The organism is Rhodococcus sp. WAY2, from assembly GCF_009859915.1.
In the GTDB taxonomy this organism is placed as follows: domain Bacteria; phylum Actinomycetota; class Actinomycetes; order Mycobacteriales; family Mycobacteriaceae; genus Rhodococcus_F; species Rhodococcus_F oxybenzonivorans.
This window is the reverse complement of record NZ_CP046572.1, coordinates 4,573,755-4,589,202: the sequence shown is the minus strand read 5'-3', so window position 1 is coordinate 4,589,202 and position 15,448 is coordinate 4,573,755. Positions and strand designations below refer to the sequence as shown.

Below are 15,448 nucleotides of genomic sequence, written 5' to 3'. Positions count from 1 at the left end.
ACGTCGGCACCGCCCCAGCGGGTAGCACCGGTTACTGTTACTCGTCGGTAACATCGGTCCGTCGTGTCCGGACAGAAACGAACGCGCTACTCGAAGCGGCACTTCGACGGGACCCGACTTGCTAGACTTCCCTCGATTTCCAGCAGTTGATCACCGGTAGGGGGAAGGGTCTTACGGACCCGGGGAAGCCGCCTGCTGCTAGAGATGGAGTACCACTTCGTGAAGCGCACCACAGCCCTTGCCACAGCGTCCATCGCCAGCGTCGCCGCCTCGTTGATCGCCTTCGCCGTACCGGCCGCGGCAAACCCGAACGTCGTCAACCCCATTCCAGGGCTCAACGGCACCAACGGTATCCCGCATCTCACCGGCCGGACCCAAGCCGTCGCCCAGCAGACCGGCCTGCTCAGCCCGAACCGCACCCAGGACGCCAACGTCCTCGGCACCGACCTCGGCATCATGTGGGACAACGGCCAAGGGCAGGTCCTCACCGCGTTCGGTGACTCCGCCGGGCTCGGACTGCCCAACCTGCTGTCGGGCAGCATCTGGGCGTGGCGCAGCAGCACCCTGTTCCGCAGTTCCGACGGCATCCTGTCCGACGGCATGAATTTCGACAGTTCCCCGCGCGACATCTTCGGGCAGTCCAAGGAACTTGTTCCCAGTCCCAAGATCCCGTTCGTCGAGATCAGCCGCATCCCCACCGCAGGTGTCGCCGTGGGCAACACCCAGGTGATGAGCATGATGTCGGTGAAGAACTGGGGTCCTGCGGGAACCTGGGAAACCAACTATTCCGGTCTCGTCTACTCGCACGACAACGGTGAGAACTGGACGGTCGCACCCGAAACCCAGCGCCCGAACGTCGGCGGCAACGCCAACTTCCAGATGAGCTCGTTCGTCAAGGGTGGTGGCTTCGTCTACCAGTACGGAACGCCGGCGGGCCGCGGCGGACTCGTCCACGTCGCTCGCGTCCCCGAAGCCCAGATCATGGACCTCGGCGCCTACGAGTACTTCGACGGCGGCAAGTGGATCAAGGGCAACCCGGACGTCGCCAAGCCGATCGTCGCCGGAGGCGTCGGTGAGTTGTCCGTTGCCTACAACGAATACCTCGGACAGTTCCTCATGCTGACCACCGACCACAACAACTCCGTCGTGATGCGCCGCTCCTCCTCGATCACCGGACCATGGAGCGGACCCGAGACCCTCGTCGACGCCCGGGAACTCCCCAGCGCGTACGGCGCGTACATCCACCCGTGGTCGTCCGGTCCCGACCTCTACTTCCTCACCACGGTGCACAGCAACTACAACGTGCTGTTGATGCGCACCACCTTGACTCCCTGAGTCCCCACTCGTTCCACGTTTTCCTCCATGGCCCCGACGCGCACTAGCGTCGGGGCCATGGACGCATCTGACTGGGACGAGCGGTATTCACACAGCGAACTGGTGTGGGGTGCGCCACCCAACGCCGTGGTGGTCGAGCAGGTCACCGCGCTCAACCGGGGTCGGGCGCTCGACCTGGCCTGTGGGGAGGGCCGCAACGCGCTGTGGCTCGCCACCCGCGGGTGGGAAGTGACGGGCCTCGACTACTCCGCTGTCGCGATCGACAAGGCCCGGCGAGTGGCGGCCGAAGCACCTCGCTCGGTGCGCGAACGGCTCGACTACCGCGTTGCCGATGTCACCGAATCCGACTTTGGCACCGAGTACGACCTCGTCCTCGTCATCTACCTCCATCTGCCTCCCGCGGAGCGTCGCAAGGTTGTGAACCGCGCCATATCCGCGCTGAAACCTGATGGAATCCTCATGATTCTGGGGCATGACGCCGTTAACTTGTCGCGAGGAGTCGGGGGGCCGCAGGATCCCGAAATACTGTTTACCCCAGAGGATTTGACGACCGAGCTGAATGGGCGCGGCGCCATCGATCTTGCAGAACGGCGCTTCCGCGAGACGGATGCAGGAACCGCGATCGACGCACTCGTCGTGGCGCACCGCCCGAGTCTTGGCAGTCGGGATATTGGGGCGTAATATCGGCGATGTTACCGACGAGTAATAACTTGGGCGGTACTTACTGATAGACCGCACCATCTCACTGGGAGAGACAGAAGACATGGGCCATTACAAGAGCAACGTCCGCGACCTGGAGTTCAACCTCTTCGAGGTCCTCGGTCTCGAGCAGCCGCTGAGCGAAGGCGTGTGGGGCGATCTCGACGCCGACACCGTCCGCAACATGCTCAGCGAAGTTGCCCGCCTCGCCGAGGGACCGCTGGGTGAGGCGTTCGCCGACGCCGACCGCAACCCTCCGGTCTTCGATCCCGAAACCCACACCGTCACGCTGCCGGAGTCCTTCAAGAAGTCCTTCCGCGCACTGTGGGACGCCGAGTGGTTCCGCATGGGCATCTCCGAAGAGATCGGCGGCGTTCCCGTCCCCCGCTCCGTGGTCTGGGCCATCGGAGAGCTGATCCTCGGCTCGCAGCCGGCCGCGCACATGTACCAGGCCGGACCCGCGTTCGCGGACGTGCTGTTCCACAACGGCACCGAAGAGCAGAAGAAGTGGGCCGCCACCATCGTCGAGCGCGGCTGGGGCGCCACCATGGTCCTCACCGAGCCCGACGCCGGATCCGACGTGGGCGCGGGCCGCACCAAGGCGATCAAGCAGGACGACGGCTCCTGGCACATCGAAGGCGTCAAGCGGTTCATCACCTCCGCAGACTCCGACGACCTCTTCGAAAACATCTTCCACCTCGTTCTCGCCCGCCCCGAGGGCGCGGGACCGGGCACCAAGGGCCTGTCCCTGTTCTTCGTCCCGAAGACGCATTTCAACTTCGAGACCAACGAGTTCGGTGAGCGCAACGGCGTCTTCGTCACCAACGTCGAGCACAAGATGGGCCTCAAGGTGTCCGCCACGTGTGAGGTCACCTTCGGCGGCCACGGCGTCCCGGCCCAGGGCTGGCTCGTCGGCGAGGTCCACAACGGCATCGCGCAGATGTTCGACGTCATCGAGCACGCCCGCATGATGGTGGGCACCAAGGCAATTGCCACCCTGTCGACCGGTTACCTCAACGCGCTCGACTACGCCAAGGAACGCGTCCAGGGCGCCGACCTCACGCAGATGACGGACAAGACCGCCCCGCGCGTCACCATCACACATCACCCTGACGTCCGGCGCGCCCTCGCCATGCAGAAGGCGTACTCCGAGGGCCTGCGCGCCGTGTACCTCTACACCGCCGCACACCAGGACGAGGCCACCGCCAAGCTCGTCTCCGGTGCCGACAAGGACCTCGCGTTCCGCGTCAACGACCTGCTGCTGCCCATCGTCAAGGGTGTCGGCTCCGAACGGGCGTACCAGTACCTGACCGAAAGCCTGCAGACCTTCGGTGGCTCCGGCTTCCTGCAGGACTACCCCATCGAGCAGTACATCCGCGACGCCAAGATCGACTCGCTGTACGAGGGCACCACCGCCATCCAGGCCCAGGACTTCTTCTTCCGGAAGATCGCTCGCGACCGCGGCGTGGCACTCGCCCACGTCTCCGGCGAGATCAAGAAGTTCATCGACAGCGAGGCAGGCAACGGTCGCCTCAAGGCGGAGCGCGCCCTGCTCGCCACCGCGCTCGACGACGTCCAGACCATGGCCGCCACCCTCACCGGCTACCTCATGGGCGCCCAGGAGCAGCCGTCCGAGCTGTACAAGGTCGGACTCGGTTCCGTGCGTTTCCTCCTCGCCGTCGGTGACCTGATGATCGGCTGGCAGCTGCTGCGTCACTCGGAGATCGCGATCAAGGCGCTCGACGAAGGTGCGTCCGACAAGGACAAGGCGTTCTACGAGGGCAAGGTCGCCATCGCGTCCTTCTTTGCCAAGAACGTCCTCCCCGAGCTCACCGCCATCCGCGGCATCATCGCGAACATCGACAACGACATCATGGAGCTCGACGAAGCCGCGTTCTGATCGGCTCGAGCAGGGCCCGGCGGCTGGGATTCCCCGGCCGCCGGGCCTTTTTCCTGCCTCGCTGCCGGTTCCCGCACTACTTCTCCGTCGACGCACTACTTCTGGGGCCCGACAGGTAGTGCGCGGACCGAGAAGTGGTGCGGGAGTTGTCCACAAGCCTCCGTCCATCCACAGCCAGGCCCTTCAAACCGGATTCTTCAGACGGCTCCGGCGAGAATCGTTCCCATGGAACACGACCCGGGGGCGATGCTCTGGCGCCGAGAGGCACTGGGCCGCGGCTACAGCGACGACGAGATCCGACGCCTGTACACACGCGGTGAGTGGCAACGCATCGGCCGCGGCGCGTACGTCTCGGCGTCGAAGTATGCGGAACTCGAGGACCGAGAACGTCATCGCCTTCTAATCGATTCGACCGTTTACGCACTGTCGGACGACGCGGTACTGAGCCATCAATCCGCGGCTGTTGTCTACGGACTACCACTGTGGAGAACCGCCCTCGATCGCGTCCACGTCACCAGAAGCCGACGTGGAGGAGGCCGGATCAAACGGCGGGCCACGGTGCACTGCGCCCCCGTCGGAGGGCAGGTCGCGGTAGTGGATGGGCACTCGCTGACGCTCCCGGCCCGGACCGTGGTGGACCTCGCGCGGACTCTGCCCTTCGAGCAGGCCGTCATCGTGGGCGACGCGGCCGTCCGCAGATTCGGTATCAGCAGTGAGGACCTGGAGGCCGAACTCGCCCGCGCTGCGCGCCGTCACGGCGTCCACGCGGCGCGGAGGGTCGTCCGATTCGTGAGCGGACACAGCGAAAGTGTCGGTGAATCGCGAAGCCGGGTGATGTTGTCGAGTGCCGGACTCCCCGTCCCGTCCCAGCAAGGCGAAGTCTTCGAACCCGGCGGACGCCGAATTGGACGCGTGGACTTCCACTTCGACGGGGTTGTGCTGGGGGAATTCGACGGGCGCGTCAAGTACGGACGGTTGTTGAAACCCGGGCAGTCGCCCGGCGACGCGGTCTTTGCCGAAAAGCAACGAGAGGACGCGCTGCGTGATCTCGGTTTCCAGGTGGTGCGGTGGACCTGGGACGACCTCGGGTCACCGGAGCAGGTCGCGCAGCGAGTCCGCCGCGCGATGTTGCGTGCCGAGCCGCCACGAGGCTGGATTAGGCAAGCATCGCTCCCGCCCGCGCATGTGCTCACTGTGCGAGCGCTGTAGGCGCTACTCGCCGTCGTCGGGGTCGGGCTTCGGCGCCGGGGACGGGGTGGCGGAGGGAGAGGTGGGGGCCGCCGCGGGGGTGCGATCGTCGGGCTTGGGGGCGGGGACCGGTTCGGGTGCTTCGCACTTCACGATCGGCACGGGGTCGTAGCGCACGGTCCGGGTGTTGCGGGAGATCTCCCGGCCGGTGGCGCGGTCGGTGATCACGCGGGTGTCGCTGGCGGTGAAGCCGGGCGCGCCGCTCGACGGGATGCAGTGATCCCCGGCGGGCAAGGTGACCGTATCGGGAGTCGTGGGTCTGGTGCGATTGCCGGTGATCGAGTCGACGTCGACGGTCTTGGTGCCCCAGAATCTGATCGTCAGTTCGGAACTGCCGCCGATCGCCTGGATCATGACCCCGGTCTTCGCGGTGTTGCGGAACTGGAGATCGATGGCCCCCTCGAAGACCGTGGCCTCCCGCGCCTCCGGATAGCGCGAAATGTAGTAGGAGTGCTCGGTGTGCGCCACGTCTTCCATGCCGGCGAAGTAGGCCGCGTTGTAGAGCGTCGTCGCCACCTGACTGACACCGCCGCCGACGGCCGTATCCGGGCGGCCGTTGTTGATGATCCCCGACTCCACGTAACCCTGAGCGGCTCCACGCGGACCGGTGTGTCCGTTGAGGGAGAACGTGTCGCCGGGCTTGATCAGCGCACCGTTGATTTCGCTGGCCGCCAGCCTGATGTTGGTACCCGAAGCCGCGGAGAAGCCGCCGGTGGTGAATTCGCTGATCACCTCGTTGACGCCGAGGGCTTGCGCCGCCTCGGTGGTCAAGGCCGGCGGGACCGGGCCGTACACGGCCGGGGTGGTGTGCGAACCGGGAGTCGCGAGGAGCTGCGGCAATGTCTCCAACGTCTTGGGCCACTGGATCAGGTCACCGACGACTGCGGGAACGACGCGGGGCGATCCCCCGTCCAGCGTGATCGTGGCGTCCTTGGGCGCGATCTCCGTCGAGACGAGCTGCGGTGCGAGTATTCCGATCGCAGCGTCGACGTTGTACTCGGGCGTCAAGCCACCGTTCCCGTCCGGGCGGAATCCGAGCACGGCGCCGATCTGCTGCCGCGGCAGGGTGGCGACCGAGCCGTTGCGGCCTGGGACGACCAGGTCAGCGGAGGCGGCCGGCACCGCGATCTCGTCGAGCGCCCTCTGGACGCCCTCTTTGGTCACGGTCACCGGCACCGCGTCGACAGGCAACTCCACCGGGCCACCGAACGCCCAGTTCTCCACGATTGCCGCCTCGGCGCCCTCACCGTTCAGGTTCTGGCCCGCGGACGGATCGACGGGGACAGGTGTGGGCCCCTCGAACACCACCGTTCCCTCGCGGGAGGCACGGTCGGTGCGGGAGCGCAGGTTGTCGATGGCAGCCGCCAGCGCGGACTCGTCCCGCGTCGACACGACACCGATCTCGTCGGAGGTGAAGAACGACGCCACTCGGGTGAACGGATTGAGTGGCTGGGCATCGGCCCGGTCGAGCGTGGCCTGCCAGTCGACGTCGAGTCCCGCCTGGGCAGGCACGAGCTCGGCGAATACGTCGCCGGCCTTCACCGACACCGGCTGGTTCACGCGCGGCCCGACCTGCGCTTGCAGGATGGCTTCGGCGTCGGCGCGGGACGAACCGCCCACGTCGACCCCGGCCACCGTCACTCCGCGCGGCAGTTTCCCGGACGACATCGCGAGGTCGGCGGCGAAGGCGATGCCGATGATCGCGAAGACACCACCGATGACCGCGGCGATCTTTCCCCACCGGGGCCCCTTCGGACCACCCGCGTCGAGGGGCAGAACGGAGGGGGGCGGAGCTGCGGGGGGTGGGACGTCGCCGGTCGGTTCTCCACCCGCCGGAGACGCCGCTTGCGGAGATGCGGGCGCGAGAACTGTGGGTTCGTCGTCTGCAGGAACTGCCGTGTACGCCTGTGTCGGTCCGCTCGCGGCGTCCGGTGGGATCACCGGGATCACCTGGGTCTCGTCCTCGTTGGGCGCAGGTTCCACCCACAGCGGTTCGGGGCGTGCTGCCAGATCGCCGAGGTCCAGTCGAGTGGTGGGCGCGTCGTCGTCAGCGCCCGGCGGTGTGGGCTGAGGGTCGGGCGGTACAGGGCTCTCGGGAGCAGCATCAGGCGTCGACCGTTGGGGTGCTGCGCTCCCTGCTTCGCGGTCTTCGTCGTTCACCGTGGCCCTCTCACCGAGTATCTTCGTTGCCGGCTTCAGCTTGCCGTCGGCGCTCGGTGCATTTCAAGCGGCGTCCGATTTCAGCGATCTCCGGTCCGGACCCCCCACGACAGACTACCGGCCGCCGAAAATGCAGGAGCCCCGCGCTGCTGCCAGGTCGGGGGTCAGGCAGCAACACGGGGCTGATGGGAGTATCGCCAGCTAATCTCCAGCGTTACACCTGCGGAGAAATTTTTCGGGGATTCGACCACCCCTCGTCGCCGGATCCCTTCGCCGGACGCGCGCGAACTGGCCTTTCCGATCTGACAGCTACCGGAAAGGCCAGTCGAATCACGCCTCTATGATTGCCGTCACACCCTGCCCGCCGGCGGCGCAGATCGAGATCAATCCGCGGGCCGAACCGTTGGTGCCGGCCTTCTCGCGAAGCATCTTGGCCAGCGACGCCACGATGCGCCCGCCCGTCGCCGCGAACGGGTGACCGGCCGCCAGCGACGACCCGTTGACGTTCAGCTTGCTGCGGTCGATCGAGCCGAGGGCGCCGTCGAGCCCCAGACGCTCCTTGCAGTACTCATCCGACTCGAACGCCTGCAGCGTCGCGAGAACGACGGACGCGAAGGCTTCGTGGATCTCGTAGTAGTCGAAGTCCTGCAGGGTGAGGCCGTTGCGGGCCAGCAGCCGCGGGATGGCATAGGTGGGGGCCATGAGCAGGCCGTCCTTGCCGTGGATGTAGTCGACGGACGCGGTTTCGGAGTCGACGAGGTGGGCCAGGACCGGCAACTTGCGCTCGGCCGCCCACTCCTCGCTCGACAGCAGGACCGCGGACGCTCCGTCGGTGAGCGGCGTGGAGTTTCCGGCGGTCATCGTCGCATCGCCCGCCTTCACCCCGAACACCGGCTTCAGCGTGGACAGCTTCTCGACGGTGGACCCCGGACGCAGGTTGTCGTCGCGGGTGAGGCCCAGGAACGGGGTTACCAGATCGTCGAAGAATCCGCGGTCGTAGGCGGCGGCCATGTTCTTGTGGCTCGCGGCGGCCAGCTCGTCCTGGTCCTCGCGTCGAACGCCGAACTCCTTGGCGGTGATCGCCGCATGCTCGCCCATCGACAGGCCGGTGCGGGGTTCACCGTTGCGGGGGATCTCGATACCCAGCATCGACGGCCGCACGTTGGCGAGCAGCTTGATGCGATCGCCCGTGCTCTTTGCCCGGTTCAGCGACAGCAGGAACTCGCGAAGGTCGTCGTTGACGCCGATCGGTGCGTCGGACGTCGTGTCGACGCCGCCACCGATACCGGCGTCGATGCGACCCGCCGCGATCGCGTCACCGACGGCGACGATCGACTGGAGGCCGGTACCGCACGCCTGCTGCAGGTCGAAGGCGGGCGTGTACGGGCTGAGCGCGCTGCCGAGCACACATTCCCGCATCAGGTTGAAGTCGCGGCTGTGTTTGAGAACGGCGCCACCCGCGACGAGTCCGAGCTTCTCGCCCTGCAGATGGAAACGACTTACCAAGCCGTCGAGGGTCGCGGTGAACATGTCCTGGTTGGACGCCTGTGCGTACGCCTTGTCCGAGCGTGCGAACGGGATGCGATTGCCGCCGACGATGGCGACGGGACGCTGCTGCTTCCCGCCTGGCTTCGGCGTCGCGTCGGAGTTCGAATTGGTGCGAGCTTTGCTGGTCACTGACGTCTCCAAGGATCTGGTGCGATTACCTGTTGGCTACTATTCTTACTCAGGAGTAAGTTACTTGTCGACACCGCACTTCTTTCGGTGCTCGGTGACTGACCGCCAAACGACGAGAAGAAGGTAGGACCGTGGCAGCCAGCAAGGGAGCTCCCGACATCTATTCCCAGTTTCTGTCCTCCGCGCCAGGGGCGTTCATCGCCGCGAAGGCGGGCCTGCCCCGGCCCGAGAACCTGCGGCGTTACAAGCACGGCGAGCCGCCCCTCGCCGGCCCGGTGCTGATCGGGGGCAAGGGCCGCCTGGTCGAGCCGCTTCGCGCGCTGCTCTCCGATTACCCGGCCGCCTCCGCCGCCGACGACAACTTCGGCGCCCTGGTGTTCGACGCCACCGGCATCGGCCAGGTCACCGAACTCGAGCAGCTGTTCGAGTTCTTTCAGCCGGTCATCCGTAACCTCGCGCCGTCCGCTCGCGTCGTCGTCCTCGGGACCACTCCGGAAGAGACGACCGACGTCGACGAGCACGTTGCCCAGCGCGCCCTCGAAGGCTTCACCCGAAGCGTCGGCAAAGAGGTGAAGCGTGGCGCCACCGCACAACTCGTCTACGTCTCCCCGAAGGCGTCACCCGGTCTCTCCGGCGTGGAGTCGACGCTCCGATTCCTGCTCTCCGCCAAGTCCGCGTTCGTCAGCGGGCAGGTCATCCGCGTCGGCGCCGAGGATTCCACCGCCCCCGCGGACTGGGACAAGCCGCTCGAGGGCAAGGTCGCTATCGTCACCGGTGCGGCGCGCGGCATCGGTGCCACCATCGCCGAGGTCCTGTCCCGCGACGGCGCGCATGTCATCTGCGCCGACATCCCGGCAGCCGGCGATGCGCTGTCCGAGACGGCCAACAAGGTCGGTGGCACGTCCCTCGCCCTGGATGTGACTGCCCCCGACGCGGCCGACAAGCTCGCCGAGCACGTCCTCGAACGCCACGGCGGCGCCGACATCATCGTCCACAACGCCGGTATCACCCGGGACAAGACGCTCGCCAACATGGACGAGGGCCGGTGGAACATGGTGATGGGTGTCAATCTCCTTGCCCCGCAGAAGATCACCGAGTCGCTGGTCGCCAAGGGTGCATTGAAGGAAGGCGGCCGGGTGATCGACGTGTCCTCCATCGCCGGCATCGCCGGTAACCGTGGCCAGACCAACTACGGGACGTCCAAGGCCGGCGTCATCGGGCTCGTCGAAGCATCGGCACCCGTTCTGGCGGAGAAGAACATCACCATCAACGCCGTCGCACCGGGCTTCATCGAAACCGCCATGACCGCGGCCATCCCCTTCGCCACCCGCGAGGCCGGACGCCGCATGAGCTCGCTGCTGCAGGGCGGTCAGACCGTCGACGTCGCCGAGTCGGTCGCGTACTTCGCCAATCCCGCGTCCAACGCCGTCACCGGACAGGTCGTCCGTGTCTGCGGCCAGAGCTTGCTGGGCGCCTGATGGCGGGCAAAGTGGTCGAACTTCCCGCAATGCCGGGCACTCTCGACATCTACGCCCGCGCCGTGCGCAGCGCGCTTCCGGTCGTCGGGGCGAGCGGTGACCGTGCCCCGGACACCACACTGGCGCTCAGCGGCGTCAAGGTGGACCCCGACAACCTCGCGGCGTACGACAGGGTCACCGGCCTGCGCTTCGGCGACACCCTGCCGTTGACCTACCCGTTCACGCTGGTGTTCCCGATCGTGATGAAGCTGATGGTTTCGGACGGATTCCCGTTCCCCGCCATCGGTTCCGTCCACGCCGAGAACGTGATCGAACAGTTTCGTCCCATCTCGGTGAGTGAGCCACTGGACGTGTCGGTGCACGCCGAGAATCTCCGCGAGCATCGCAAGGGTCTGCTGATCGACGTGGTCAGCGAGATCCGGGTGGGACGCGAACTGGTGTGGCGGCAGACGTCGAGTTTCCTGCGGCAGCAGAAGACGTCGCTGTCCGGTCAGCCGGGTCCCGAACCGAAACCCGAAGAGGTACCGCCGCCGCCCCTTCGCACGTTGCGGGTCGACCAGAAGACGATCAGCAAGTACGCCGGGGTGTCGGGCGATCGCAACCCGATTCACGTGTCGACGTTGGGCGCCAAGGCGTTCGGCTTCCCGAAGACCATCGCGCACGGTATGTGGAGCGCGGCCGCCGTGCTCGGTTCCGTGGAGGGCCGGATTCCCGAGGCCGTCACCTACAGCGTGCGCTTCGGCAAGCCCATCCTGTTGCCGGCCACACTGAATGTCTACGCCGACCATACGGGTGAAGGCTGGGAGTTGTCGCTCAAGCACCCGAAGAAGGGGTATCCACACCTCTCGGCGACGCTGCGCTGACGAGTACGAACGGGACGTCGGTTCGATCTGATCGAACCGGCGGCCCGTTCGTTCAGTCGGACTTCTTCTTGCCGGCGAGACCCCGCCACGCCAGCGACTCCAGCAGGTCGGCCGCCGCGTGCACCTCGACCTCGCCGCCAGCCACCCGGTCGGCGACTGCCTCACCGGCACCGACCAGGGCGATGGCGATGAGTTCGAAGTCCTGGCCCGGATCCGGGTCCTTGGTGCTGGACTGCAGCAGGTGCGCGGTCAATTCGATCAACCGGTCGCGGCTCGACTGCACCGATCCCACGAACGCTTGCTGACCCATCGCCTGCCGGTACAGCACCATCCACGACTTGCGGTGCGCTCCGACGAAGCCGAGAAAGCCCTCGAGTGCCCGGCGCAGCTGCTCACGCGGACTGAGTCCGGGATCTGCGGCCGGCGCGAGCGCCTCGACGAAACGCAGACCCTCACGCTGGATGCATGCGGCGAACAACTCGTCCTTGGAACCGTAATACAGGTAGAGCATCGGCTTGGAAATTGCCGCTTTGGCGGCGATCGCGTCCATCGAGGTCTCGTGAAAGCCCCTGTCGGAGAAGACGTCGACGGCCGCATCCAGCATCTGCTGCTCGCGCACTGCGCGAGGCAATCGCTTGGTGCCGCCGGCCATTCGTCCTCCAATATTCGTCGAACCCGCTATCTTACTCTACGGTAAGAAAACGGGCCCCACCTGGCGAACGAACTTCTACGCAGCCACGGATCAGGGCACACTGTACTGGCCGCTCACCCGGGGCACTCCGGGAGGGCCGGTTTGAGGCGACCTTCGCAAGCCGACCCGAAGCCTGTGGGCGCCCACTAGCAGGGCAAGGCACCCTTCGCGCGCGCCACGGTCAGCACCGCGGCGTCGACCCGTTGCTGCGGCAACTTGCCCGAGGCCACAACGCTTTCGAGGTGGTCGAGCACACGCGGGACGTCGTCGGTGGTGAGCCAGAGCGCGATGTCGACGCCGGACGCCAGTGACGTCTCGACCGCCTCGGTGATGTCGTAGCGGTCGGTGATCGCCTGCATACCGCTGAGGTCGTCGGTGAAAATCGGACCTGTGAACGGAGGGGCGCCGTAGCCGGTGCCGCCGCGCAGCAGGGCCACGGCATCGGGACTGATGCTGGCCGGAATGCCGGGGGCGGTCAGTCCGGGGACCTCGAGGTGGCCCAGCATGACACCGACGCCCGTGGTGACCAGGTCCCGATACGGAACCAGATCGTAGGTCTGCAGCTGCTCGAGCGGCGGAGTGGTGACTGCTCCGGTGTGCGAGTCGCCCGAGGCCGACCCGTGACCGGGGAAGTGCTTGATCACCGGCAGAATTCCGGCGTCGCGCATGCCGCGGGCGTACGCGTCGGCGTACCGGGTGACGACCGCCGGATCGTCGGAATAGGAGCGGTCACCGATCACACTGTCGTCGGGCTGGGAGCTCACATCGACGTCGGGCGCGAAGTTGACGGTCACTCCGAGATCCTTCAGCCCGCGCCCCCGCTCCAGCGCCATCCGATAGGTCTCTTCCTCGGTCATGGTGGCTGCGGTCTGCCGCGCGGAGGGGTCCGGTCCGAGCAGGTCCTCGACGCGCGACACGCGCCCGCCCTCCTCGTCGATGGTCACCATCAGTGGCAGCGCGGAAGCCGACGCCACCTGCGGAACCTCCCGGCCGGCGAGCATGGCCTCATCGGTCCAGCTGCCGATGAAGATGCCACCCACCTGCTCGTTCCGCACCACCTGAGCGGCGTCGGCGGTCCCCGTCACGCCGACGTTCAGCAACTGAGCGAGCTTGCGCCGCAACGGCAGAGATTGCAGGAAGTTCGTTTCGCACGACACCGGCGCGGCAGTGGGAACCTCGGTATGCGAGGCCGGCTCCGCCGCGGTCGAGGACGAGGGTGTCGAGGACGGTGCCGTGGAGGACGACGGCGCGGCAGTGTCACCACCCGAGGAGCACCCGGCGACCAGGCCGGTACAGGCGACGAGCGCGAGGGCATACTTCATCCGCATGCCCCCGACGGTAGCCCAGTGACCGGAATCGTCGTCCCGGCCAGTCCGAATCTCCTGTCAAGACCGGCACTCTTGGTAATCTGGTGGGCGAAAGGTCCCTTTCCCAGGAGGTCGTCGTGCCTGCAGGTCTGATGTTGATCGCTTACGACGGATCCGACAACGCCAAACGCGCCGTGCAGTGCGCGGGCCGCTTTCTCGCCTCCAATCGCGCTGTGCTGGTGACGGTATGGGAACCGATGGTCCGTCAGGCCGCACGCATGTCGGGACTGTCCGGGGTGATGCAGCCCGAGTGGGTTCCCGACGAGGAGACCGAGGACGTCGCCTTCTCGGACGCCAAGGTCACCAACGCCGAAGGTATCGAACTCGCCGAGGCCGCCGGACTGACCACGCAAGGCCGAACCATCGAATGCACCACCACGATCTGGACGGCAATCGTCGAGACCGCCGACGAACTCGGAGTGGACATCATCGTCACAGGGACCCGGGGTACGACGGGACTGCGGTCCCTGCTGCAGAGCAGCGTCGCCGATCACGTGCTGCGGCACAGTCACCGTCCCGTGCTGATCGTGCCGCCCTGCGGCAAGTGATCGGATGAGGGCTGCGCCGGCCGACTACTGTCGGCAGCACCATGGACGGCTTCCTCCTCTCCCGCGCCGACCGGACGTTACGCACGGTCGGCGCCCGCAGTAGATACGACTCCGCGTCGGCGGCGATCACCGCGCTCGCCGACGGTGACACCGAACTCGTCGTGGGCGCACTGCCCTTCGATCCCGCCCGTCCGGCTGCGCTGACCGCTCCCGCCTCGTCGGAAGTCACGAGTGGCCCGTGGCGGCCCCCTCGCGTGGAGCGCCTCCCGGCCGTCCGCGTGGCTCGGCAGGTACCCGAGCCGGCCGAACACGTAGCCCGGGTCGGTGCTCTCGTCGACCGCCTGCGGAGCGGCGCGCTGGGAAAGGTGGTGGCCGCGCGCAGCGTCGTCCTGGCGTCGGAGACACCGGTCGACCCGGAGGCGTTGGCGGCGCGGCTGATTCAGTCGAACCCCCTGGCCAACGGGTTCGCCGTCGACCTCACGTCGGCCGGCGACGGTTTTCGCGGCCACAGCCTGGTCGGTGCGAGCCCCGAAATGTTGATCAGCCGTCGCGGCCGCTCGATCACCTGCCGTCCCCTCGCCGGGACCGCGCCACGGCGCACCGATCCCGGCGCCGATGAACACGAAGGTCGTGGGCTTTTGGACTCGACGAAGAACCTGGCCGAGCACGCATTCGTCACCGCCTGGATCGAGGAGGTCCTCGCCCCGCTGTGCACAGAGCTGACCGTCCCCGACGCGCCCGTCCTGACCAGCACTCATGAGGTGTGGCATCTCGCGACACCGATCCGGGGGTTGCTGCGCGACCCGGCGACCGACGCACTCACCCTGGCGACACTGCTGCATCCCACCCCCGCCGTGTGCGGCACCCCTTCCGACCTGGCGCTGGCCGCCATTCGCGAGGTGGAAGAGGAACGGCGGTTCTACGGCGGCGCCGTCGGATGGTGCGACGCGCAGGGAGACGGCGACTGGGTGGTAGCCATCCGCTGCGCCGAGATCACCGCCGACGGCCTCGAGGTGCTCGCGACCGCGGGCGGCGGGATCGTCGCCGGATCGGACCCTCGATCCGAGCTGGACGAGACGACTGCCAAGCTCCGCACCCTCCTCGGAGCGCTCGGCGTGGTCTCCGAAGACTGACGCCGCCACTCGCATTCGCCGGACCTGCGGGAAAGGCACCAATGACCAGCCAGACGGGCCGCGAGTGATACCTTGACCCGAGCAATTCGTACGCGGCGGTAAGTCGCGCGCGTCGATGGCACGACGGTGGGAGATGTGAGATGGCGAAGTTCCTGGTGCCCGGTGTGATCAGCGCTGTGGCCGGTGTTGCTCTCGGCGCTGTGGCGACTTTCGGCATCACGGCAGCGGCACAGGACAACACCCGCCCCGAGATCGACCGGAGCGGCAACGCAGACTCCTCACTGCTGAACCAGGTTGAGTACGGCAGCCGCTGAGAGCGCCGGCTTCGCGAGTTCCCGCACTACCTCCG

13 protein-coding genes are annotated in these 15,448 nt (G+C 67.0%); 9 read left to right on the top strand and 4 right to left on the bottom strand.

Features of this window, described 5'->3' with window-relative positions; genetic code table 11:
* The first annotated feature begins 219 nt into the window (after window positions 1–219).
* The 4 genes from GFS60_RS20800 to GFS60_RS20785 all read left to right on the top strand — a co-directional run bounded on the left by GFS60_RS20800 (window position 220) and on the right by GFS60_RS20785 (window position 5,143).
* A complete protein-coding gene (locus GFS60_RS20800; protein ID WP_159924161.1) occupies window positions 220–1,335 on the top strand; it encodes a DUF4185 domain-containing protein in 1,116 nt (371 codons plus the stop codon).
* 57 nt (window positions 1,336–1,392) lie between these two features.
* Window positions 1,393–2,016, top strand: a complete 624-nt coding sequence (locus GFS60_RS20795) for a class I SAM-dependent methyltransferase (protein WP_159924159.1) — start codon at window positions 1,393–1,395, stop codon at window positions 2,014–2,016.
* A gap of 82 nt (window positions 2,017–2,098) precedes the next feature.
* Window positions 2,099–3,934 (top strand): acyl-CoA dehydrogenase, encoded by a 1,836-nt coding sequence (locus tag GFS60_RS20790; RefSeq protein ID WP_159924157.1) that lies wholly within the window; start codon window positions 2,099–2,101, stop codon window positions 3,932–3,934.
* 225 nt (window positions 3,935–4,159) lie between these two features.
* Window positions 4,160–5,143, top strand: a complete 984-nt coding sequence (locus GFS60_RS20785; protein WP_159924155.1) for a hypothetical protein — start codon at window positions 4,160–4,162, stop codon at window positions 5,141–5,143.
* Between the two features lie 3 nt (window positions 5,144–5,146).
* Here the strand turns inward: GFS60_RS20785 and GFS60_RS20780 are convergent, their stop codons facing one another.
* Window positions 5,147–7,342 (bottom strand): VanW family protein, encoded by a 2,196-nt coding sequence (locus tag GFS60_RS20780; RefSeq protein WP_159924153.1) that lies wholly within the window; start codon window positions 7,340–7,342, stop codon window positions 5,147–5,149.
* A gap of 330 nt (window positions 7,343–7,672) precedes the next feature.
* Window positions 7,673–9,019, bottom strand: a complete 1,347-nt coding sequence (locus GFS60_RS20775) for an acetyl-CoA C-acetyltransferase (RefSeq protein ID WP_109333256.1) — start codon at window positions 9,017–9,019, stop codon at window positions 7,673–7,675.
* Between the two features lie 131 nt (window positions 9,020–9,150).
* Between GFS60_RS20775 and GFS60_RS20770 the strand changes: the two genes are divergently transcribed.
* The gene (locus GFS60_RS20770; protein WP_159924151.1) at window positions 9,151–10,497 is read left to right on the top strand and encodes a 3-oxoacyl-ACP reductase; all 1,347 of its coding nucleotides are present in this window, start codon (window positions 9,151–9,153) and stop codon (window positions 10,495–10,497) included.
* On the top strand, window positions 10,497–11,360 hold the full coding sequence (locus tag GFS60_RS20765; protein WP_159924149.1) for a MaoC/PaaZ C-terminal domain-containing protein: 864 nt from the start codon (window positions 10,497–10,499) through the stop codon (window positions 11,358–11,360). The genes GFS60_RS20770 and GFS60_RS20765 overlap by 1 nt, the downstream gene beginning before the upstream one ends.
* A 52-nt stretch (window positions 11,361–11,412) precedes the next feature.
* Here the strand turns inward: GFS60_RS20765 and GFS60_RS20760 are convergent, their stop codons facing one another.
* The gene (locus GFS60_RS20760) at window positions 11,413–12,012 is read right to left on the bottom strand and encodes a TetR/AcrR family transcriptional regulator (protein ID WP_159924147.1); all 600 of its coding nucleotides are present in this window, start codon (window positions 12,010–12,012) and stop codon (window positions 11,413–11,415) included.
* Between the two features lie 185 nt (window positions 12,013–12,197).
* Complete coding sequence (locus GFS60_RS20755; RefSeq protein WP_159924145.1) at window positions 12,198–13,379, bottom strand: glycoside hydrolase family 3 N-terminal domain-containing protein; 1,182 nt, start codon at window positions 13,377–13,379, stop codon at window positions 12,198–12,200.
* Window positions 13,380–13,495: 116 nt separating this feature from the next.
* On the opposite strand from GFS60_RS20755, the gene GFS60_RS20750 reads away from it, so the two are divergent.
* The 3 genes from GFS60_RS20750 (at window position 13,496) to GFS60_RS20740 (ending at window position 15,413) form a co-directional block, all read left to right on the top strand.
* Entirely contained in the window at window positions 13,496–13,966 is a 471-nt protein-coding gene (locus tag GFS60_RS20750; protein ID WP_109333266.1) for a universal stress protein, read from the top strand.
* Window positions 13,967–14,007: 41 nt separating this feature from the next.
* Window positions 14,008–15,099: an isochorismate synthase gene (locus GFS60_RS20745; RefSeq protein ID WP_159924143.1), complete on the top strand. Its 1,092-nt coding sequence runs from the start codon at window positions 14,008–14,010 to the stop codon at window positions 15,097–15,099.
* A 140-nt stretch (window positions 15,100–15,239) separates the two neighbouring features.
* Entirely contained in the window at window positions 15,240–15,413 is a 174-nt protein-coding gene (locus tag GFS60_RS20740; RefSeq protein WP_159924141.1) for a DUF2613 domain-containing protein, read from the top strand.
* Window positions 15,414–15,448: the final 35 nt, after the last annotated feature.

What these genes read in the sequence shown, in the direction of transcription:
- GFS60_RS20785 (WP_159924155.1), top strand. Translation starts at nt 4,160, where the DNA reads ATGGAACACGACCCGGGGGCGATGCTCTGGCGCCGAGAGGCACTGGGC.
- GFS60_RS20740 (WP_159924141.1), top strand. Translation starts at nt 15,240, where the DNA reads ATGGCGAAGTTCCTGGTGCCCGGTGTGATCAGCGCTGTGGCCGGTGTT.
- GFS60_RS20765 (WP_159924149.1), top strand. Translation starts at nt 10,497, where the DNA reads ATGGCGGGCAAAGTGGTCGAACTTCCCGCAATGCCGGGCACTCTCGAC.
- GFS60_RS20760 (WP_159924147.1), bottom strand. Translation starts at nt 12,012, where the DNA reads ATGGCCGGCGGCACCAAGCGATTGCCTCGCGCAGTGCGCGAGCAGCAG.
- GFS60_RS20790 (WP_159924157.1), top strand. Translation starts at nt 2,099, where the DNA reads ATGGGCCATTACAAGAGCAACGTCCGCGACCTGGAGTTCAACCTCTTC.
- GFS60_RS20745 (WP_159924143.1), top strand. Translation starts at nt 14,008, where the DNA reads ATGGACGGCTTCCTCCTCTCCCGCGCCGACCGGACGTTACGCACGGTC.
- GFS60_RS20795 (WP_159924159.1), top strand. Translation starts at nt 1,393, where the DNA reads ATGGACGCATCTGACTGGGACGAGCGGTATTCACACAGCGAACTGGTG.
- GFS60_RS20755 (WP_159924145.1), bottom strand. Translation starts at nt 13,379, where the DNA reads ATGCGGATGAAGTATGCCCTCGCGCTCGTCGCCTGTACCGGCCTGGTC.